Raw genomic sequence first — 19,223 nt, 5'->3', positions numbered from 1 at the left:
CTCAAGCGTCCTTCGGTTCGTTGCGGGGCGCGGCGCCTTCCTTGGGCGGCAGGTAGTCGTAAAACTCGCGCTTGGGCAGTTTGCCCGACACGAGGTCGTCGAAAATCTGCCGCGAGCGGCCGCGCAGATAAGGCGCCATCAACGAGACGATCTGCACGCTCACCTGATGCAGCTCCGCGCGAATCGCCTCCTGCTCGTTGTATTTGCGCGGGTTCATCACGAACTGATACGAGAGCCAATACGTGCCGATCACGCCGACGTTGGTGGCGATCACGTGCAGTTCTTCAGGCGTGGCGACCATTTCGCCGTCGGCAACGAGCTGCTCGCAGAACTGGCTCGCAAAACGCACCTTGTGGCTGATGATCTGCTTGAAGTGCGTTTCGAGCGTGCGATTGCGCGCCAGCAGATCGTTCAGATCACGATACAGGAAGCGATAGCGCCAGGTGAAATCGACCATGTACTGCAGATACGACCACATTTCGTCGATGGTCGCGCGATGGTCGTCGGGAAAACGCAGACGCTTTTCGATCTCCTGCTCGAACTGGCTGAAGATGCTGTTGATGATGTCGTCTTTGTTGCGGAAGTGGTAGTACAGGTTGCCTGGACTGATTTCCATTTCCTCGGCGATCGTCGTCGTCGTGACGTTCGGCTCGCCGATTTCGTTGAACAGCTTCAACGAGAGTTCGAGAATCCGTTCGCGCGTGCGGCGGGGAGGTTTGGCTTCCATGTCGTCCGGCCCTGGTTACGCCGGGCTGGGGCACACGGCGGCGTGCCGCTCTTTGCGTGATCCGCCCGGACGCGGTTGGTGTATCGAACGATTATAAACCGAGCGTTCTTATACCAAGCGAATACTCAGGGTTTTCATTATTCGCGGCGATTTCGCGCACAGTTCGCTTACGGTTCGGCTGCGCCGAAGCGGCCGCGGCGCGGCTTCACAGCCATGCCTTGAGCCACTGCACCACGAGCGGCCCGACGATCAAAAGCCACGTCATCAGGCACATGCCGAGCGCGACCATCACGGCCGCGCTGCCGAGATCCTTCGCGCGTCGCGAGAGTTCGTGGCGTTCGAGCGAAATGCGGTCGATAGCCGCTTCGACGCTCGAATTCAGCAACTCGACGATCAGCACCAGCAGCACGGAGCCGAGCAGCAACACGCGCGATACCGGATCGACCGGCACCAGCACGCCGCACGGAATCAGGATCGCGGCGAGCGTGAGTTCCTGGCGAAACGCGCTTTCCTCGCGGATCGCGACGCGAAATCCGGCGAGCGAATTTTTCATCGCGTGCCAGGCGCGCGTGACGCCGCGATTGCCCTTGTACGGATTGAAGGGCAGCGGCGCGAGCGGATCGTCGGGGCTGAGCGGTTCGTGCTGCGCGTCGTGCTGCGTTTCGTCTTGTGCGTCGCGTGGCGGGGCGTGTCGCATGTTGTTCGCCACGCGCGTGCCATTCATGCCGTCCAAACCATGCGCGTGATCTGCATGATTCGGCGTGCCTGGTTCGCTCACGTCGTCGAACGGTTCGATGCTGGCGGTGCTGTCGGTATCGACGGCGCGCAGCGCGCCGTTCGACGCGCGGGCCACAGGAGAGGTTCTGGTTCGCATGGACAGCTCGGCGCGCCGCGTCATGCGGCGGCGCTTTCCTCGCGGTACGTTGCGCGCGGAAGTGGCTTCAGATGCGCGGCGAACTGCTCGGAGGCCGCCGCCCACGAGAAGCGTTCGGCCCACGCGCGCGCATGGTTGCGATCGATCTTCAGGGCTTCCAGGCAAGCTTCGCGCAGGTCCTCGTGCATCGCGCCGGCGCCGCCGTCGCCGAGCACGTCGATCGGACCGGTGACCGGATATGCCGCGACGGGCGTGCCGCAGGCGAGCGCTTCGAGCAGCACGAGCCCGAACGTGTCGGTACGGCTCGGGAACACGAACACGTCAGCGGCCGCATAGACCTTCGCCAGTTCGGCCTGCGTGAGCACGCCCAGATAATTCGCTTGCGGATAGCGCGACTTCAGTTCGGCGAGCGCCGGGCCTTCACCGGCCACCCACTTCGAGCCGGGCAGATCGAGCTTAAGAAACGCCTCGACGTTTTTCTCGACCGCCACACGTCCCACATACAGAAAGATCGGCCGGGCGGTATTGAGCACCTTCGAGTCCATCTGGTGAAAGATGTCCAGGTCGACGCCGCGCGTCCACAGCACGACGTTGGTGAAGCCGAATTTCTCCAGGTCGCTCTTGACGACCGGCGTGGGCGCCATCACGGACAGCGACGGCTTGTGAAACCAGTGCAGGAACTTGTAGGTCGCGGCGAGCGGAATGCCGAAGCGCGCCTGCACATACTCCGGAAAACGCGTGTGATAAGCGGTCGTGAACGGCAGCTTGTGCTGAATCGCATAGGCGCGCGCGGCCATGCCGAGCGGACCTTCCGTGGCGATATGCAAGGCGTCGGGCGCGAATGCGTCGATACGCTGGCGCAGCTTGCGGCGCGGCAGCAGCGACAGACGGATCTCCGGATAGGTCGGGCAAGGGATCGTCTTGAACTCGAGCGGCGTCAGCAGATCGACGCGGTGGCCGAGTGCGCTGAGTTCGCGCGTGGTGTTTTTCAGCGTGCGTACGACGCCATTGACCTGCGGTTCCCATGCGTCGGTGACGATCATGATCTTCATCGGTTTCGGCCCAATAGAGAAGTTAACAAGCAGGGACTACGCGGTCGCCCGGGCCTTTTGCACGCCCATTTCCGGGGAGCGCACCACGGTCCAGTAGATCACCTTGAGTTCGCCTTCATACGTCTCGACGAGTGCGGACAAACTTTCGACCCAGTCGCCGTCGTTGCAATACAGGACGCCGTCGATATCGCGTATCTCGGCTTTGTGGATGTGCCCGCAGACCACGCCGTCGCAGCCGCGGCGGCGCGCTTCGTCGGTCATCACGCGTTCGAACGACGAGATGAAATTCACCGCGTTCTTCACCTGATGCTTCAGGTACTGCGATAGCGACCAGTACGGAAAACCGAGCCGGCTGCGGATCCGGTTGAACCAGCGGTTCAGGATCAGGATCATGGTGTAGAGCGTGTCGCCGAGATAGGCGAGCCACTTGGCGTGCTGGATCACGCCGTCGAACAGATCGCCGTGCACGATCCACAGACGCTTGCCGGCGAGCGTGGTGTGAAACGCCTCGCCGCGCACGTGGATGTCGCCGAACGCGAGGTCGCAGAACTGGCGCGCGGCTTCGTCGTGATTGCCGGGCACGTAGATCACCTGGGTGCCTTTGCGCGCCTTGCGCAGCACCTTCTGCACGACGTCGTTGTGCGCCTGCGGCCAGTACCAGCCTTTCTTCAACTGCCAGCCGTCGATGATGTCGCCCACGAGGTACAGATACTCCGATTCGTTATGGCGCAGGAAATCGAGCAGATAGGGCGCCTGGCAGCCGCTCGAACCGAGATGGATGTCGGAGAGCCAGATGGTGCGGTAGCGGTGCGGCGCGGCGTGGTCGTCGTCGTGCTGGCCGGCGTTGGCATCGAGTGGCAATGGCGCCACGGGCAACGGCCGTCCGTGGCTATGGTTGGGTTCCGGGAGGAACGCGACGGGGTCGACGCTCGGGCCGGTCTGGCGGAACAGGGAAGTCGCGGACGTTTTGGGGTCCATGGCTCACGCGTCGAGTTGCGGTGCCCGTATTGGGCCGGGCGCGCGTGACTGTGCCGTGACAGTCATGAGAAGTTCTTATTACTGCGGACGCGGGGAGAGGGGGCGGTGGGGTGTGAGATGCGAAGCGGAGGATGCAGTGAAATCGAATTGGTGTGAGGTGCGATGGTCTGTGAAGCGCGAGACGCAGCGGAGGGCGAGAGGTGGCGGAGCGGGAGACAGGGCGGAGGGAGAGAGGCGGTGCAGCGGGAGACGCAGAAAAGGGCGAAAGGTGGCGAAGCGGGAGACTCGGCAAAGGGCGAGAGGCGGTGCAGCGGGAGAAGCGGCAAAGCGCGGGCGGCGGAAATCAACGCATCAAAAGAACCGCCGTTGCAGATCGCACGATGTGGCGCCGGTCCAACAGGAGAGCGAAAGAATTGCCCGTCGGGTTCAACCGCTCAACCGGAGACGCTAACGACCCGAGTGCCGGCGAGGCGATCGTGCAGAAACTGGCGTTGCGAATCGACGCGCCCGGTGGCGGCCCACAACACGAACCAGATGCCTGCGATCGTGAGCGTCTGCGGCAGCTTGAGACCGAGCAGCGGATGCAGCGCGAGCGGCGGTAAAAACCACAGCCACGCAAGCACGTAGCGGGTTATGGCACGACCGGTGGAGAGCGGCGCGCCGTCGGCGGCGACGACTCGCAGACGCCAGGTTTTCATCGGCAGGGTCTGGCCGCTGTGGGTCCAGAACCAGACGAAGTACACGCCGACCACGAGCCCGATCCATGCGGCCAGCAGGTTGTGATGGGTCAGCCCGTTGCGTTGCTGGGTCAGGGTGCTGAACAGATATCCAGCGATGAACACCACGCCGAACAGAATCAGCGCTTCGTACAGCAGCGCTGCGAGACGCCGCCTTACGGTGGGCGCATTGCCGGTTGCATCAGCGGGCAATGCAGGGGTCGAAAGCGGCTGGGACACAGTGGGGCCCGATCAGGAGCCGTTGAAGATCGACGGCGCTTCAGCCGGCGAAACCGGCAGCGGCGTAGCGGGCACGAAGCTGCCGGCGGCGGGAATCGGCGGCGCGGCGGCCGGGCTCGGCAACGACGCGGCCGCCGCGGCGCTCACGGCTGCGGCGCCGCTCGCGCCGTGCTCACGCGCATTCACGAGCCGATCGAGTCCCTTGATCTCACTGCGGCCCGAGGGCGGCGCACTGACGACGCTCGGCCGCCGTTTGCGCTCGCTGGCGGCGAGCCGTTCCTTCTGCTCTTCGGGCAATTGCTGATAGGCCTTCCACGCGTTCTGCCGGGCTTCGCGCGGCAATTCCTTCGACACCTGATAGTTTTCTCGCGCGACACGCCGCTGATCGGGCGTCATGCGGGTCCACTCAGTCATGCGCTCGTGTAGGCGTTTTTGCGCATCGGGCGACATCTTCGGGTAACGCGACGCGATCTTGATCCATTTGCGCTTGCGTTCGTCGCTAAACGAATCCCATTGGGCTTCGAACGGCGCGAGCGCGATATGCTCGGCGGAAGTCAGGCGCGTCCACGCCATTGGGCTGTTGCTGCCGGGCAGGCTCGGCAATTCGACGGCGAGCGTGGGCGTGGGCGCGGGCGCCTTGGCGGTGGCGTTGCCGCCCGCGACGGGCGCGCTGACGGTCGACGGACCCGGGTAAAAGCGCGGATATGTCGCGGCGAACGACACCAGGGCCGCGATCGTGCATCCGAAAACAACGGCCAGGCCGCGCTTGTAACTCACCCGAGAAATCTCCCGCTCAGTGGGCGCGTGAAAGGTACGCGTTGAAACCGTGGTCGAGATAGGCATTGAGCGGCAGGTCGTCGCTTAACATGGCGGCATCGATATCGGCGAGCTCGGCGGTGCGTTGCTGGTCCTCCCAGTAAGCGATCCCCACGAGGCTGACCACCAGCGCGACGAGCGGCCACGCAAGCGCGAAGCGGCGCAGCGGCGAACGGCGGCGCTGCGGCAGTTCGGCTGGCGGCAAGCCGGCAGGCATACCCGCGCCGGCAAGGGCCGGCACGAACACGGGCGCGCTCACGGGTTCGGGCTTCTTGCGGGCGAGCGCGGCGTGGCGCGCCGCGGCGAGTCGATCGACAGTGGCGGACGGAATGCTGGCGGCGTTTTCGTCGAGCGCGCGGCGCACCTGGCGGGCGAACTCGAGTTCTTTGGTTTCTAGGGAGCTCATAGCGTGATTCCTTTGGCCTTGAGCGCTTGCGCCAGCGTGTGAGTGGCCCGCGAGCAGTGCGTTTTCACACTGCCTTCGGAGCAGCCCATTGCGGCGGCAGTCTCGGCGACATCCATATCCTCCCAATAACGCATGAGAAACGCCTCCCGTTGACGTGCCGGTAACTTTTGGATCTCGTCGTCGATTAACTGCAGAACCTGTTCGCGTTCGAGTTTCTGTTCGTTGCTCTCGGAGCCCGCCGAGCCTTGCTGCGCCTCGAAGGTTTCGAGGGGGTCGAATTCGTCGTCGTCGGCGTTGCCGAGCGACGAAAAGAGACTAACCCAAGTATTGCGCACTTTGGCACGACGGAAATAGTCGTGCATCGCATTCTGGAGAATACGCTGAAACAGGAGCGGAAGTTCGGCCGCCGGACGGTCGCCGTATTTTTCGGCGAGCTTGATCATCGCGTCCTGCACGATGTCGAGCGAGGCGTCGTCGTCCCGCACGGCGTAGACCGTCTGCTTGAATGCGCGCCTTTCGACGCCCGCCAGAAAATCGGCGAGTTCCTTGTCTGATGCCATCCGTTGGGGGTCGGCGCAGCGAGCGTGCGCGTAATCGGTCGAAAAATGTCGTAAAACTCGCGGATGCTAACAAACTTTTGCGTCGCTGGGGCGAAACGTGATTCAGCTTGCATCTCCATAACAGCCTTTCGGTCAATATCGAGAGTTCGGTGCGGCGTGCTCAGGCAATATTTGCTTGACCGCGCGGGCGTCTGCAGATATCGTCGCTGGTTCGCAACATAAGTGACTTGTCTCATTGAGGTGTGGCCCAAGAAGCTCACCTGTCAACTGGACGCGCCGCTTGAACCCGAGCCACAAGCCCGGCAGAGAGCACCCGATCAATTTTTTGCCGAAAATTCGAAAGGTGAATAAATGAATATGCCCAGCGCGGAATTCTCCACGTCGGATACGACCCCCCATCCCGAAGCTGACTCTATCGGCGCCACCGTGCTCATGAAGGCACTGGCCGACGAAGACGTCGAGTTTGTCTGGGGCTATCCCGGCGGCTCGGTACTCTACATTTACGACGAGCTTTACAAGCAGGACAAATTCCAGCACGTCCTCGTGCGCCACGAGCAGGCCGCGGTCCACGCCGCCGACGCCTACGCGCGTTCCACCGGCAAGGTCGGTGTGTGCCTCGTGACCTCCGGCCCCGGCGTCACCAATGCGGTGACGGGCATTGCCACCGCGTACATGGATTCGATCCCGATGGTGGTGATCAGCGGCCAGGTGCCGACTGCCGCGATCGGCCAGGATGCGTTCCAGGAGTGCGACACGGTTGGTATCACGCGTCCCTGCGTGAAGCACAACTTCCTCGTGAAGGACGTGCGCGACCTCGCCGCCACCGTCAAGAAAGCCTTCTACATTGCTCGTACTGGCCGTCCCGGCCCGGTGCTGATCGACATCCCGAAAGACGTGTCGAAGGCGCCGTGCCAGTACGAACCGCTCAAAACGGTTTCGCTGCGCTCGTATAACCCGGTCACGAAGGGCCACTCCGGCCAGATTCGCAAAGCGGTCTCGCTGTTGTTGTCGGCCAGGCGTCCGTACATCTATACCGGCGGCGGCATCATTCTCGCGGACGCATCGCGTGAGCTGAACCAGTTCGCCGATCTGCTCGGCTACCCGGTCACCAATACGTTGATGGGTTTGGGCGGCTACCGCGCGAGCGACAAGAAATTCCTCGGCATGCTCGGTATGCACGGCACGTACGAAGCCAACATGGCGATGCAGCACTGCGACGTGCTGATCGCGATCGGCGCGCGTTTCGACGACCGTGTGATCGGCGACCCGGCGCACTTCGCATCGCGTCCGCGCAAGATCATCCATATCGACATCGATCCGTCCTCCATCTCCAAGCGCGTCAAGGTCGACATTCCGATTGTCGGCGACGTGAAGGAAGTGCTGAAGGAGCTGATCGAGCAGCTGCAAACGGCCGAGCATGGCCCGGACACCGCGGCGCTCGCCGACTGGTGGAAGGACATCGAAGCCTGGCGCGCGAAAGACTGCCTCAAGTTCGACCGCAAGAGCGACATCATCAAGCCGCAGTACGTGGTGGAAAAGGCGTGGGAACTGACCGACGGCAATGCCTTCGTGTGTTCCGACGTCGGCCAGCACCAGATGTGGGCGGCGCAGTTCTATCGCTTCAACAAGCCGCGCCGCTGGATCAACTCCGGTGGTCTCGGCACGATGGGCTTCGGCCTGCCGGCGGCGATGGGCGTGAAGATGGCGCACCCGGACGACGACGTGCTCTGTATCACGGGCGAAGGCTCGATCCAGATGTGCATTCAGGAGCTCTCCACCTGCAAGCAGTATGAGACTCCGGTGAAGATCATTTCGCTGAACAACCGCTATCTGGGCATGGTGCGCCAGTGGCAGCAGATCGAATACAGCAAGCGCTATTCGCATTCGTACATGGATGCGCTGCCGGATTTCGTGAAGCTCGCCGAAGCGTACGGCCATGTCGGCATGCGTATCGAACGCACGGCAGATGTGGAACCGGCGCTCAAGGAAGCGCTGCGCCTGAAAGATCGCACGGTGTTTCTCGATTTCCAGACCGATCCGACCGAAAACGTCTGGCCGATGGTTCAGGCCGGCAAGGGCATCACCGAGATGCTCATGGGTTCGGAAGATCTATAACGACGGCGCGTTGAGTTAAACGCCGCGTTGGCTTCGTCCTGCGCGCCTTCATGAAAGGCGAGCTGCGGACGAAGCGGCGCGAACCGTTCGCAGACATCGACAAAACATCTGGAAGAAGCGAAACATGAGACACATTATTTCCGTCCTGCTGGAAAACGAACCGGGCGCGTTATCACGCGTGGTTGGTCTCTTCTCGGCACGCGGCTACAACATTGAAACCTTGACGGTGGCTCCGACCGAAGACCGTTCGCTGTCGCGCATGACCATCGTCTCCATTGGCTCGGACGACGTGATCGAACAGATCACGAAGCATCTGAACCGCCTGATCGAGGTGGTGAAAGTGGTCGACCTTACCGAGGGCGCCCACATCGAGCGCGAGCTGATGTTGATCAAGGTGAGGGCGGTCGGCAAGGAACGTGAGGAGATGAAGCGGATGTCGGATATTTTCCGCGGCCGCATCATCGACGTCACTGAAAAGACCTACACGATCGAACTGACGGGCGCGAGCGAGAAGCTCGATGCCTTCATCGAAGGGCTCGACGCTACGGCGATTCTCGAGACGGTCCGTACGGGCAGCTCGGGTATCGGTCGCGGCGAGCGCATTCTGAAGGTGTGACGCGCGAGCGTTCAACCGTCTCGATCCAGGCCGGGCAGTGCCTTTAAGAACCCGGCCAGCAACAACTATATGCAGTATTTGAATCTCACTGAATCATCGAATTTAGCCAAGGAACCGACATGAAAGTTTTCTACGACAAGGACGCCGACCTCTCCCTCATCAAGGGCAAGCAAGTCACCATCATCGGCTATGGCTCGCAAGGCCATGCGCACGCGCTGAACCTGAAGGAAAGCGGCGTGAACATCACGGTCGGTCTGCGCAAGGGCGGCGCATCGTGGAGCAAGGCTGAGAACGCCGGCCTGCAAGTCAAGGAAGTGGCGGAAGCCGTCAAGGGCGCAGACGTGGTCATGATGCTGCTGCCGGACGAGCAGATCGCCGAAGTCTATGCGAAGGAAGTGCACGCTAACGCCAAGCAAGGCGCAGCGCTTGCGTTCGCACACGGCTTCAACGTTCACTACGGCCAGGTGATTCCGCGTGCCGACCTCGACGTGATCATGATCGCGCCGAAGGCGCCGGGCCACACGGTTCGCGGCACCTACTCGCAAGGTGGCGGCGTGCCGCACCTGATCGCTGTCGCGCAGGACAAGTCGGGCGCAGCACGTGACATCGCGCTGTCATACGCTGCGGCGAACGGCGGCGGCCGTGCCGGCATCATCGAAACGAACTTCCGCGAAGAAACGGAAACCGACCTGTTCGGCGAACAAGCCGTGCTGTGCGGCGGTACGGTCGACCTGATCAAGGCCGGCTTCGAAACGCTGGTGGAAGCAGGCTACGCGCCGGAAATGGCGTACTTCGAATGCCTGCACGAACTGAAGCTGATCGTCGACCTGATCTACGAAGGCGGCATCGCGAACATGAACTACTCGATCTCGAACAACGCCGAATACGGCGAGTACGTGACGGGTCCGCGTATCGTGACGGCTGAAACGAAGAAGGCGATGAAGGCTGTGCTGACCGACATTCAAACGGGCGAGTACGCAAAGAGCTTCATCCTCGAAAACAAGGCCGGCGCACCGACGCTGCAATCGCGCCGCCGTCTGACGGCCGAGCACCAGATCGAACAGGTCGGTTCGAAGCTGCGCGCAATGATGCCGTGGATCGCGAAGAACAAGTTGGTCGACCAGTCGAAGAACTAAGCTGATTCACGCTGATGTCCGGTGCGGCGCTATGCCGTAACAACCGGACAGATCAAAAAGCCGTCCAAGGGTGCTGAACCCTGGGCGGCTTTTGCTATCCTACGGTTTTACAAAAACACAGAAGCCATTCATGAATTACCCACATCCGATCATCGCGCGAGAAGGCTGGCCGTTCATCGCCATCGCGGCCGTCGTTGCACTCCTGATTCACTTCTTCGCGGGATTCGGCGTTTCATGGCTGTTCTGGCTGCTGTTGATTTTCGTCGTGCAGTTCTTCCGCGACCCGGCACGCCCGATCCCCACGCAGGCGAATGCCGTGCTGTGCCCGGCCGACGGCCGTATCGTCGCAGTCGAAACCGCGCACGATCCGTATGCCAATCGTGAAGCGCTGAAGATCAGCGTGTTCATGAACGTCTTCAACGTCCACTCGCAACGCTCGCCGGTGGACGGCGCGATCTCCAAGGTCGAATATTTCCCGGGTGCGTATCTGAATGCCGCGGTGGACAAGGCTTCCACCGAAAACGAACGCAATGCGATCGTGATCGAAACGGCCGGCGGCCAGACCGTGACGTCGGTGCAGATCGCCGGTTTGATCGCGCGGCGCATTCTTTGCTACGTACGGGCAGGTGAGCCGCTCACCCGTGGTCAGCGTTACGGATTTATCCGCTTCGGTTCGCGCGTCGACGTGTATCTGCCGGTGGGCAGCCGTCCGCGCGTGTCGATTGGCGAAAAGGTTTCCGCGTCGTCCACGATCCTCGCTGAACTATAAAGCGGCACCAAGGAGGTTTTCCGAATGGCCGCATTCAAACCGCGTCGACCCCGTAACAGCGGACCGCTTCCGCGTCCGTTCCGCCGTAACAAGCCGATGGTGACGGAGTCGGCGGTCGACAGCCGGCGCGCGCAGCGCCAGCAGTTCCTGAGAAAGCGCGGCATTTATCTGCTGCCGAACGCATTTACCACGGCGGCGCTGTTCTGCGGCTTCTTTGCCGTGGTGCAGGCCATGAATGTGCGCTTCGAGGTCGCGGCCATCGCGATCTTCGTGGCCATGGTGCTCGACGGCATGGACGGCCGCGTCGCCCGCATGACGCATACGCAAAGCGCGTTCGGCGAGCAGTTCGACAGCCTCTCCGACATGGTGTCGTTCGGCGTGGCGCCGGCGCTCGTCATGTACGAGTGGATTCTGAAGGACCTCGGCCGCTGGGGCTGGCTTGCGGCGTTCGTCTACTGTTCGGGTGCGGCATTGCGTCTCGCGCGCTTCAACACGAACATCGGCGTGGTTGACAAGCGTTTCTTCCAGGGCATGCCGAGCCCGGCCGCGGCGGCGCTGATAGCCGGTTTCGTGTGGCTCGCCACGGACAACCGCGTGCCGCTCAAGCTGGTCTGGCTGCCTTGGGTCGCCTTCGTGCTGACCATCTACGCCGGCGTGACGATGGTGTCGAACGCGCCGTTCTATAGCGGCAAGGCGCTCGACGTGCGGCATCGCGTGCCATTCGGCGTGATTCTGCTGGTGGTGGTCGCTTTCGTGCTGGTGTCCTCCGACCCGCCGCTGATGCTGTTCGGCCTGTTCGTGCTTTACGGCCTGTCCGGCTACGTGTTCTGGGGTTATCAGGCGTTACGCGGCAGGGCCAACCCGGCTCGGTCGGTGGCGCGCGACAGGTAATCGGTCGCTAGCGCAACGGGTTGAAACACACGATCAAACGGCGGCCTTCGGGCTGCCGTTTTTCGTTTGGCGAGCCCGTCTGGCGGCGCCGGCAAGCGGGTCCGGCGCCAATTGCGTGGCGGCGGGAATGCCGCTATAGTCGTTGGATGACTGCGTTCACGTTCCTTGTGGAGTCGCACTACGCGCCTTGACGTGCCATTGAACATGCCAGTGCCGGGGCGTCTGCCGCGCTGTTAGCAGAGAGCAGGGCCTTTTTGCCGCGCTGACCGTTTTTGCCCTCCGTCTGTCTCGTCTGTGATCGAGTATTGCCAGCGCTAGCGCAGACAACCGAATTCCACTATCCCATCCCCACCATTGAACGACTCCGCAGGAGACTCGACATGTCCGACAAACTGATCATATTCGACACCACGTTGCGAGACGGCGAACAATCGCCCGGCGCGTCGATGACGAAAGAAGAAAAAATCCGTATCGCGAAGCAGTTGGAACGGATGAAGGTGGACGTGATCGAAGCAGGCTTCGCGGCAAGCTCGAATGGCGATTTCGACGCGATCCAAACAATCGCGGGCCTGATCAAGGACAGCACGATCTGTTCGCTTGCCCGCGCGAACGACAAAGACATTCAGCGCGCGGCCGACGCGCTCAAACCCGCCGATCACTTCCGCATCCACACGTTCATTGCAACCTCGCCGTTGCACATGGAAAAGAAGCTGCGCATGACGCCGGACCAGGTGTTCGAGCAGGCAAAGCTGGCGGTGCGCTTCGCCCGCAAATTCACCGACGACGTCGAGTTCTCCCCCGAAGACGGCAGCCGCTCGGACATGGACTTTCTGTGCCGCGTGCTGGAAGCGGTGATTGCCGAAGGCGCGACCACCATCAACATCGCGGATACGGTCGGTTACGGCGTGCCGGAGTTGTACGGTCAGCTCGTGAAAACGCTGCGCGAGCGCATTCCGAACTCGCATAAGGCTGTGTTCTCGGTGCATTGCCATAACGACCTCGGCATGGCGGTGGCGAATTCGTTGGCCGGCGTGCAGATCGGCGGTGCGCGTCAGGTCGAGTGCACGATCAACGGCCTTGGCGAGCGCGCGGGCAACACGTCGCTCGAAGAAATCGTGATGGCCGTGAAGACCCGCAAAGATTATTTCGGCCTCGATATCGGTCTCGATACTACGCAGATCGTGCCGGCTTCGAAGCTGGTGTCGCAGATCACCGGTTTCGTCGTGCAGCCGAACAAGGCGGTGGTCGGCGCGAATGCGTTCGCGCACGCGTCAGGCATCCACCAGGACGGCGTGCTGAAGGCGCGCGACACCTACGAAATCATGCGCGCCGAAGACGTGGGCTGGAGCGCGAACAAGATCGTGCTCGGCAAGCTGTCGGGTCGTAACGCATTCAAGCAGCGTCTGCAGGAATTGGGCATCGCGCTGGATAGCGAAGCGGAACTGAACACGGCGTTTGCACGCTTCAAGGAACTGGCCGACCGCAAGTCGGAAATCTTCGACGAAGACATTATCGCGATCGTCACGGAAGAATCCGCCGAGGCGCAGGAGAAGGAGCACTACAAGTTCCTGTCGCTGTCGCAACATTCGGAAACCGGCGAGCAGCCGCACGCGAAGATCGTGTTCTCGGTGGAAGGCAAGGAAGTGACCGGCGAAGCGCGCGGCAACGGCCCGGTCGACGCCACGTTGAACGCGATCGAAACGGAAGTGGGCAGCGGCTCGGAACTGCTGCTGTACTCGGTGAATGCGATCACCACCGGCACGCAGGCGCAAGGCGAAGTGACCGTGCGTTTGTCGAAGAGTGGGCGCATCGTCAACGGCGTGGGCACCGATCCGGATATCGTCGCGGCTTCCGCGAAAGCGTATATCTCGGCGCTCAACAAGCTGTATTCGAACGTGGACAAGTTGAATCCGCAGCGTTCGGAGTGAGTGAGCTGAAGGCAGCGCGCTGACGGCGCGACGCCGGTTCGTCGTTTGAATCGCAAAAGCCCCGTGCCTTGAATGGCATGGGGCTTTTGCATTGTGGCGTTACTCCGTCGCCGTGCGCCGCATCGACCAGCCGCGTGACGCGCGCGCCTGGGCCTGCACCTGATGCCGCACTTCGACGGCGATGCCGCGTTCCGGTGCATCGGCCACGAACGTGTCGAGCAGTTCGCGCACGTCGTGGTCGACGAAATCGGCGCGCGTCGCATCGACGATCACCGTGGCGCCGTCGGGAATCTGCTGCAGGTAATGCTTGAGCGGCACTTTGCCGAGAAACGACACGTCCTTGCGAAACGACAGCAGATAGTGATCGCCGTGTTGTGCTAGCACGATCGGGCTGCGCAGATTCGCATACAGCGCGAGCAGCACGCTGCACAGAATGCCGAGCACGATGCCGATCAGCAGATCGGTTGCGAGCACACCGACCAGCGTCACGATAAACGGGGCGAACGGCGCGAAGCCCTGTTTCGCGACGGCGACGAACAGCGACGGCTTGGCGAGCTTCACCCCGGTGAAGATCAGGATCGCCGCGAGGCAGGCGAGCGGAATCAGGTTGATCACGCTAGTGAGCGCAAACACGCTGACGAGCAGCAGCACGCCGTGAATGATCGCCGAGAGCCGGCTTTGCGCGCCCGCATGCACGTTGGCCGAACTGCGCACGATCACCGACGTGATCGGCAATCCGCCGATCGCACCCGCAATCAGGTTGCCGACGCCTTGCGCCTTCAGCTCGCGATCCGGCGGCGCGGGGCGCCGCTCGGGATCGATCTGCTCGACCGCTTCGAGGCTCAGCAACGTTTCCAGACTCGCGACGATCGCCAGCGTGATGGCCACGCGCCAGACATCGGGATTGACGAGTTGTGCGAAGTGCGGCCCAAAGTCGGCCCACTCGAGCGCGAGTCGCAGCGCGGCGAACGACTCCAGCGGCGGCAGCGCGACCCGATGTTCCGCGGGCGGTGCGAGCGACGGCGTCAGCACGCTGAGCAACAATGTCGCGCCGATTCCGAGCAGGACGACCGCGAGCGGTGCCGGTACCCGGCGCACCAGCGCGAAGCGGCGCAGCGCGCGCGTTTCCCAGCCGACCAGAATCGCCAGAGAGAGCAAGGTGATTACGCAGGCCGCGAGAGAAATCGAACCGAACGGCGTGACGATCGCGCCCGCGGCTTGCGCGCCGGACGCTGCGTTCGCGCCGGACAGCCCGAGCGCGAGCGGGAACTGCTTGACGATCAACAGCACGCCGATGGCGGCGAGCATGCCCTTGATTACCGGCGAGGGCACGTAGGCGGCAAAGCGGCCGGCTTTGAGCATGCCGAAGCCGAACTGGATCGCCCCGGACAGCAGCACGGCCAGCAGGAAGGCAGAGAAGCTGCCGAGTTGCGCGATCCCGTCGACGACGATCACGACGAGGCCCGCGGCCGGACCGCTCACGCTCAGACGCGAGCCGCTCAGCACGGCCACCACCAGCCCGCCGACAATGCCGGAAACGAGCCCGGCAAAAGGCTCGACGCCCGATGCATTGGCAATGCCGAGACAGAGCGGCAGCGCCACCAGAAAAACGACCGTGCCCGCAAGCAGGTCGCGCTGAAACGTGGAGAAAAAAGCTCGAAGGTTCATGGTGTCGGTGCGGTGAGGTGTAGGGCCTGGTATGCGGCGAAAGCCGAACCGGATCGGATCCGCATGAGGTGTCGCGCTAAGCGGCGGCGCTGTGGGCGGCGGTGGTGCAGGTCATCGCGTCGTCGGCTTCGTAGCCGGACGTGAGGACCTTGATGCGCCCATCTTCGAGCGCGAAGATCCAGCCGTGCACGAGGGGCGCCGGATCGGCGTCCTGCACGATAGGGTGCGCGCGTAAGCCGCGTACCTGTTCGAGCACGTTCAGTTCGGCGAGGCGATCGACGCGCTGCCGCTCGTTTGCGTGGCCATCCAGTTCTTCGTGGTGTGCTTTGGCGAGTGCGCAAAGCGGCGCGATCCGGCGATTCACATGCGGCAGGCTCGGCTCGGGCGGCAGCAGCGCGGCGCGCACGCCACCGCATCCATAGTGGCCGCAGACGATCACATGGCCGACCTTCAACACCTTCACCGCGTATTCGAGCACGCTCGCCGAGTTGTCGTCGCCGGCTTGAAAGAGGTTGGCGATATTGCGGTGGACGAACAGGTCTCCCGGCTCGCAATGTGTGATGGTCTCGGCGGGCACGCGGCTGTCCGAGCAACCGATCCACAACACGTGCGGATTCTGGCCGCGCACCAGGTGGCGGAAAAATGCGGGGTTGCGCACGGCGGTTTCGTGCGCCCACGCTACGTTGGCGACCAACAGGCGTTTGGGACGGTTCATCGATAACGGCTCCGTAAGTGGTGCGCATTCATTCGGCGCCGAATTCACGGCTACGCTCGTGCGGCCTCATGGGAGACCAGCGCTGAATCAATGCTTACGAAAGCCTTTCTATCAAAAAATAAATCCGCTGTGCGCGAAATAAAATTCGCCGCGATGCGTAATAAATAAAAAAAAGCCGCCTGAAGAGGCGGCTTTGATAGATGCGCGGCGCATTGCGCGTCATTTGCGCATCGCTCAGAACAGGCTGCGGCGATCCGGATCGTGCAACGGATCAGGCGTTTTCTGCGTGAGCCGGACAATGCCCTGGTCGTCGAAATAAAAGCTGTACATCATGTACCAGACGTTGTCTTCCAGATAGCGATAGGTCCAGACTTCACGCTTCATCAACGGGAAGTAGGCCGTTTCGACCGGGCGGCCGAAATTCACCAGCACGTCGCTCTTGGTCCACTTGCCGATTTCCGCGCGGTAGAACTCGTTGGGTTGCAGCACCTGGCGCACGTTGACGATCTTGCCGGCCGCGTCGATGTCGGCCGCGGTGGTGGTTTCGCCCATCGGCTGGGTCGGCCACATCAGCCGCTTCCCGCCGTTGGGCAGGTCGTAGCTTTCGCGCGGCGGGCCGAGACGCGCGACGATGGTGGATTCATCCGCGCCCTGGGTGTATTGCTGCCAGGGCTGCACGCAGCCGGCAAGCGTCAAGGCGCTCAGGCAGACGAGCGCCGCGCGGCGCAGGCGCCCGGCGGCCGGCGCTCCGATCGAGGCCGCCGTGACGTGGTGGCGGTTGAACATGTATTCCTCCGATGGCGTGTGAGTAGCGGTTTTTATCATCGAGACGCATTATTTTGACACGCGCTGCGGCAAAAGATTTGCGCTTCGTGAAGGGCTGGCCGGGTAGTGGGGTAACGCTTGGCCCGGCTTGCTTATTCCGTCCCGAACCCCCTATGATCCGCGCTTTCACCAATCAGGCGGGGCGATGACGATGGCAAAGTGGCAACGAACGGCCGTGGCGTTGACAGCGCTTTTGATGACAGCGGCGCACGCGGCGGGCGAGCCGGCGACAAACCCCACGGCCGGCGCCGCAGCCAGCCCCGCAGTGAGTCCGGCAGCGAAGCCGACGGCTAACGCCGCAGCGAAGCCCGCGAACAAACCCACCGGCACGCCGATCCAGCTGGCGTTGATCGAAGGCATGTCCGGCCCGTTCGCCAACGCGGGCGCGGCGGTGGAGCGCAATCTGCGCTTCGGCGTCGAGCAGGTGAATGCGCACGGCGGCGTGAAGCTCGCCGACGGCGCGCATCCGTTCGAACTGGTCGTGCTGGACAGCAAGGGCGGCACCGAAGAGGCGCTCACGCAACTGCGCGCGGCCGCCGACCGCCATATCGGCTACATCCTGCAAGGCAACAGCTCGGCGGTCGCCGCCGCGCTGATCGGCGCGATCGACAAGCAGAACAGCCGCGAGCCGGGCAACCGCGAACTGTTCCTCAACTATTCCGCCGACGACCCCGCCCTGACCAACGCCAACTGCAGCTTCTGGCATTTTCGCTTCGACGCTCACGCGGGCATGCGCATGGATGCGCTGGCCGACGTGATCCAGCGCGACAAGGCGGTGAGGAAGGTCTATCTGCTGAACCAGGATTACAGTTTCGGACACGACGTCAGCAGCCTCGCGCGCTCGACGCTGGCGACGAAGCGGCCGGACATTTCGGTGGTCGGCGACGAATTTCATCCGATCGGACGCGTGAAGGACTTCGCGCCGTACGTGGCGAAGATCCGCGCGAGCGGAGCGGACGCCGTGATCACGGGTAACTGGGGCAACGACCTGACGCTGCTCGTCAAGGCCGCGCGCGAACAGGGGCTGGACACGAAGTTCTACACGTTCTACGGCAACAGCCTCGGCGCGCCGGCCGCGTTGGCCGACGCCGGCGTCGGCCACGTGATCGCGGTGGCGGACTGGCATCCGAACGCCGGCGGCGCGGCGTCCGACGCCTGGTACGCCGCCTTCCGGACCCGTTTCCCGGCCGCGCAGGACGATTACCCGGTGCTGCGCATGTCGCTGATGATCGAAACCCTCGCTGCGGCGATGAGCCGCGCCGGCAGCGTCGATCCGACCGCCGTGGCGAAAGCGCTGGAAGGCATCAGGTTCGACAACGGCTTTCACGCTTCCTGGATGCGCGCCGACGACCACCAATTGATCCAGCCCCTTTACGTGATGGAAATGGACAAAGCCGGCACGCCGGGCGTGCATTTCGACAACGAGGGCTCCGGCTATGGCTTTCGCACGGTGCTCGCGCTGCCGCCCGAGCGCACGGTCTTGCCGAGCGTTTGCAAGATGAAGCGGCCATGACGCGGGAAAGGCGTGCCACCGCCCGTCACAGCGGGGTTCGCGGCCGGATTGGGCTGTGCTACAATACGCGTCCCGTTCGTTGTGAGGCAGGCCTGTATCCAAGGCATGTCAGCAATATTGAAAGCACACGGGTAACCCACGGCACGGCCTTTCTTCCGTGACCGCCTGTCTAGTTCTTAAGGAAATCGACATGTCCGCAGTTGAAACAAGCAAGAAGTCCGAAGTCGTCGCGCAATTCGCACGCGCAGCTAACGACACCGGCTCCCCCGAAGTTCAGGTCGCGCTGCTCACGACCCGCATCAACGAACTGACCGTTCACTTCAAGGCTCACACGAAAGATCACCACAGCCGCCGCGGTCTGCTGCGCATGGTGAGCCGCCGTCGTAAGCTGCTCGACTACCTGAAGGGTAAGGACGCGGATCGTTACCGCGCACTGATCGAGAAGCTGGGTCTGCGTAAGTAATCGGCCAGTCGTTCAGCAAGATGCCTGTGTCAGTTCCACTGATACAGGCATTTTGTTTTTGCACGGTGCGCTTCATGTGATGCGCGCCGGCTGTTCTCCGCAGTGGCGTGCTGGTTCATGCGGCGGGAGTGGCGAAGCAGTAATCAAGCAGTAGAGCAAGCAGTAAAGAAGCGATTCATGGCCGGGCTTCAGGGCGGAGCTTTGTGTCATTCCAG

Annotated in this window: 19 protein-coding genes; 8 read left to right on the top strand and 11 right to left on the bottom strand. The window is 62.7% G+C overall.

Annotation, left to right across the window (positions count from 1 at the left end; all coding sequences use genetic code 11):
• Position 1: 1 nt before the first annotated feature.
• From BLW71_RS10115 to BLW71_RS10080, 8 genes are all read right to left on the bottom strand, one after another.
• Entirely contained in the window at positions 2-727 is a 726-nt protein-coding gene (locus tag BLW71_RS10115; RefSeq protein WP_091795911.1) for a TetR/AcrR family transcriptional regulator, read from the bottom strand.
• 205 nt (positions 728-932) lie between these two features.
• Positions 933-1,601, bottom strand: coding sequence for a diacylglycerol kinase (locus BLW71_RS10110; protein ID WP_091800676.1), 669 nt, complete (start codon positions 1,599-1,601; stop codon positions 933-935).
• 20 nt (positions 1,602-1,621) lie between these two features.
• Complete coding sequence (locus tag BLW71_RS10105) at positions 1,622-2,653, bottom strand: glycosyltransferase family 4 protein (protein ID WP_091795909.1); 1,032 nt, start codon at positions 2,651-2,653, stop codon at positions 1,622-1,624.
• Between the two features lie 36 nt (positions 2,654-2,689).
• Complete coding sequence (locus tag BLW71_RS10100) at positions 2,690-3,631, bottom strand: UDP-2,3-diacylglucosamine diphosphatase (RefSeq protein WP_091795907.1); 942 nt, start codon at positions 3,629-3,631, stop codon at positions 2,690-2,692.
• A gap of 434 nt (positions 3,632-4,065) precedes the next feature.
• Complete coding sequence (locus BLW71_RS10095; RefSeq protein ID WP_091795905.1) at positions 4,066-4,587, bottom strand: RDD family protein; 522 nt, start codon at positions 4,585-4,587, stop codon at positions 4,066-4,068.
• 12 nt (positions 4,588-4,599) lie between these two features.
• On the bottom strand, positions 4,600-5,364 hold the full coding sequence (locus tag BLW71_RS10090) for a DUF3106 domain-containing protein (protein ID WP_091795903.1): 765 nt from the start codon (positions 5,362-5,364) through the stop codon (positions 4,600-4,602).
• Positions 5,365-5,380: 16 nt separating this feature from the next.
• Entirely contained in the window at positions 5,381-5,809 is a 429-nt protein-coding gene (locus BLW71_RS10085) for a DUF3619 family protein (protein ID WP_091795900.1), read from the bottom strand.
• Positions 5,806-6,369 carry an RNA polymerase sigma factor gene (locus BLW71_RS10080; RefSeq protein ID WP_054034971.1) on the bottom strand — a complete coding sequence of 188 codons (564 nt, stop codon included), beginning with the start codon at positions 6,367-6,369 and terminating at the stop codon, positions 5,806-5,808. The genes BLW71_RS10085 and BLW71_RS10080 overlap by 4 nt, the downstream gene beginning before the upstream one ends.
• Before the next feature lie 351 nt (positions 6,370-6,720).
• On the opposite strand from BLW71_RS10080, the gene BLW71_RS10075 reads away from it, so the two are divergent.
• The 6 genes from BLW71_RS10075 (at position 6,721) to BLW71_RS10050 (ending at position 13,824) form a co-directional block, all read left to right on the top strand.
• Complete coding sequence (locus tag BLW71_RS10075; RefSeq protein ID WP_091795898.1) at positions 6,721-8,484, top strand: acetolactate synthase 3 catalytic subunit; 1,764 nt, start codon at positions 6,721-6,723, stop codon at positions 8,482-8,484.
• A 124-nt stretch (positions 8,485-8,608) separates the two neighbouring features.
• On the top strand, positions 8,609-9,100 hold the full coding sequence (ilvN, locus tag BLW71_RS10070; RefSeq protein WP_091795896.1) for an acetolactate synthase small subunit: 492 nt from the start codon (positions 8,609-8,611) through the stop codon (positions 9,098-9,100).
• Between the two features lie 119 nt (positions 9,101-9,219).
• Complete coding sequence (gene ilvC / locus BLW71_RS10065; protein WP_091795894.1) at positions 9,220-10,236, top strand: ketol-acid reductoisomerase; 1,017 nt, start codon at positions 9,220-9,222, stop codon at positions 10,234-10,236.
• A gap of 130 nt (positions 10,237-10,366) precedes the next feature.
• Positions 10,367-11,005: a phosphatidylserine decarboxylase gene (locus tag BLW71_RS10060; RefSeq protein WP_011487483.1), complete on the top strand. Its 639-nt coding sequence runs from the start codon at positions 10,367-10,369 to the stop codon at positions 11,003-11,005.
• 24 nt (positions 11,006-11,029) lie between these two features.
• Complete coding sequence (pssA, locus tag BLW71_RS10055) at positions 11,030-11,896, top strand: CDP-diacylglycerol--serine O-phosphatidyltransferase (protein WP_091795892.1); 867 nt, start codon at positions 11,030-11,032, stop codon at positions 11,894-11,896.
• A 380-nt stretch (positions 11,897-12,276) separates the two neighbouring features.
• Complete coding sequence (locus BLW71_RS10050; protein WP_091795889.1) at positions 12,277-13,824, top strand: 2-isopropylmalate synthase; 1,548 nt, start codon at positions 12,277-12,279, stop codon at positions 13,822-13,824.
• Positions 13,825-13,923: 99 nt separating this feature from the next.
• On the opposite strand, the gene BLW71_RS10045 is transcribed toward BLW71_RS10050, so the two are convergent.
• The 3 genes from BLW71_RS10045 to BLW71_RS10035 form a co-directional block, all read right to left on the bottom strand.
• Positions 13,924-15,492, bottom strand: coding sequence for a SulP family inorganic anion transporter (locus tag BLW71_RS10045; protein WP_091795886.1), 1,569 nt, complete (start codon positions 15,490-15,492; stop codon positions 13,924-13,926).
• A gap of 76 nt (positions 15,493-15,568) precedes the next feature.
• Complete coding sequence (locus tag BLW71_RS10040) at positions 15,569-16,207, bottom strand: carbonic anhydrase (RefSeq protein WP_091795884.1); 639 nt, start codon at positions 16,205-16,207, stop codon at positions 15,569-15,571.
• A 234-nt stretch (positions 16,208-16,441) separates the two neighbouring features.
• The gene (locus tag BLW71_RS10035; protein WP_091795880.1) at positions 16,442-16,993 is read right to left on the bottom strand and encodes a hypothetical protein; all 552 of its coding nucleotides are present in this window, start codon (positions 16,991-16,993) and stop codon (positions 16,442-16,444) included.
• Positions 16,994-17,177: 184 nt separating this feature from the next.
• Between BLW71_RS10035 and BLW71_RS10030 the strand changes: the two genes are divergently transcribed.
• Together BLW71_RS10030 and rpsO are read left to right on the top strand one after the other, a co-directional pair.
• Positions 17,178-18,545, top strand: coding sequence for a branched-chain amino acid ABC transporter substrate-binding protein (locus BLW71_RS10030; protein ID WP_091795877.1), 1,368 nt, complete (start codon positions 17,178-17,180; stop codon positions 18,543-18,545).
• A gap of 190 nt (positions 18,546-18,735) precedes the next feature.
• A complete protein-coding gene (gene rpsO, locus BLW71_RS10025) occupies positions 18,736-19,008 on the top strand; it encodes a 30S ribosomal protein S15 (protein WP_011487489.1) in 273 nt (90 codons plus the stop codon).
• Positions 19,009-19,223: the final 215 nt, after the last annotated feature.

The sequence above is a fragment of the Burkholderia sp. WP9 genome, assembly GCF_900104795.1.
Taxonomy (GTDB): Bacteria; Pseudomonadota; Gammaproteobacteria; order Burkholderiales; family Burkholderiaceae; genus Paraburkholderia.
Note: the sequence above shows the minus strand (reverse complement) of the source record. Positions and strands in the feature narration are given on the sequence as shown.

What these genes read in the sequence shown, in the direction of transcription:
- BLW71_RS10115 (WP_091795911.1), bottom strand. Translation starts at nt 727, where the DNA reads ATGGAAGCCAAACCTCCCCGCCGCACGCGCGAACGGATTCTCGAACTC.
- BLW71_RS10110 (WP_091800676.1), bottom strand. Translation starts at nt 1,601, where the DNA reads ATGCGAACCAGAACCTCTCCTGTGGCCCGCGCGTCGAACGGCGCGCTG.
- BLW71_RS10105 (WP_091795909.1), bottom strand. Translation starts at nt 2,653, where the DNA reads ATGAAGATCATGATCGTCACCGACGCATGGGAACCGCAGGTCAATGGC.
- BLW71_RS10100 (WP_091795907.1), bottom strand. Translation starts at nt 3,631, where the DNA reads ATGGACCCCAAAACGTCCGCGACTTCCCTGTTCCGCCAGACCGGCCCG.
- BLW71_RS10085 (WP_091795900.1), bottom strand. Translation starts at nt 5,809, where the DNA reads ATGAGCTCCCTAGAAACCAAAGAACTCGAGTTCGCCCGCCAGGTGCGC.
- BLW71_RS10080 (WP_054034971.1), bottom strand. Translation starts at nt 6,369, where the DNA reads ATGGCATCAGACAAGGAACTCGCCGATTTTCTGGCGGGCGTCGAAAGG.
- BLW71_RS10075 (WP_091795898.1), top strand. Translation starts at nt 6,721, where the DNA reads ATGAATATGCCCAGCGCGGAATTCTCCACGTCGGATACGACCCCCCAT.
- ilvN (WP_091795896.1), top strand. Translation starts at nt 8,609, where the DNA reads ATGAGACACATTATTTCCGTCCTGCTGGAAAACGAACCGGGCGCGTTA.
- ilvC (WP_091795894.1), top strand. Translation starts at nt 9,220, where the DNA reads ATGAAAGTTTTCTACGACAAGGACGCCGACCTCTCCCTCATCAAGGGC.
- BLW71_RS10060 (WP_011487483.1), top strand. Translation starts at nt 10,367, where the DNA reads ATGAATTACCCACATCCGATCATCGCGCGAGAAGGCTGGCCGTTCATC.
- pssA (WP_091795892.1), top strand. Translation starts at nt 11,030, where the DNA reads ATGGCCGCATTCAAACCGCGTCGACCCCGTAACAGCGGACCGCTTCCG.
- BLW71_RS10050 (WP_091795889.1), top strand. Translation starts at nt 12,277, where the DNA reads ATGTCCGACAAACTGATCATATTCGACACCACGTTGCGAGACGGCGAA.
- BLW71_RS10045 (WP_091795886.1), bottom strand. Translation starts at nt 15,492, where the DNA reads ATGAACCTTCGAGCTTTTTTCTCCACGTTTCAGCGCGACCTGCTTGCG.
- BLW71_RS10040 (WP_091795884.1), bottom strand. Translation starts at nt 16,207, where the DNA reads ATGAACCGTCCCAAACGCCTGTTGGTCGCCAACGTAGCGTGGGCGCAC.
- BLW71_RS10035 (WP_091795880.1), bottom strand. Translation starts at nt 16,993, where the DNA reads ATGTTCAACCGCCACCACGTCACGGCGGCCTCGATCGGAGCGCCGGCC.
- BLW71_RS10030 (WP_091795877.1), top strand. Translation starts at nt 17,178, where the DNA reads ATGACGATGGCAAAGTGGCAACGAACGGCCGTGGCGTTGACAGCGCTT.
- rpsO (WP_011487489.1), top strand. Translation starts at nt 18,736, where the DNA reads ATGTCCGCAGTTGAAACAAGCAAGAAGTCCGAAGTCGTCGCGCAATTC.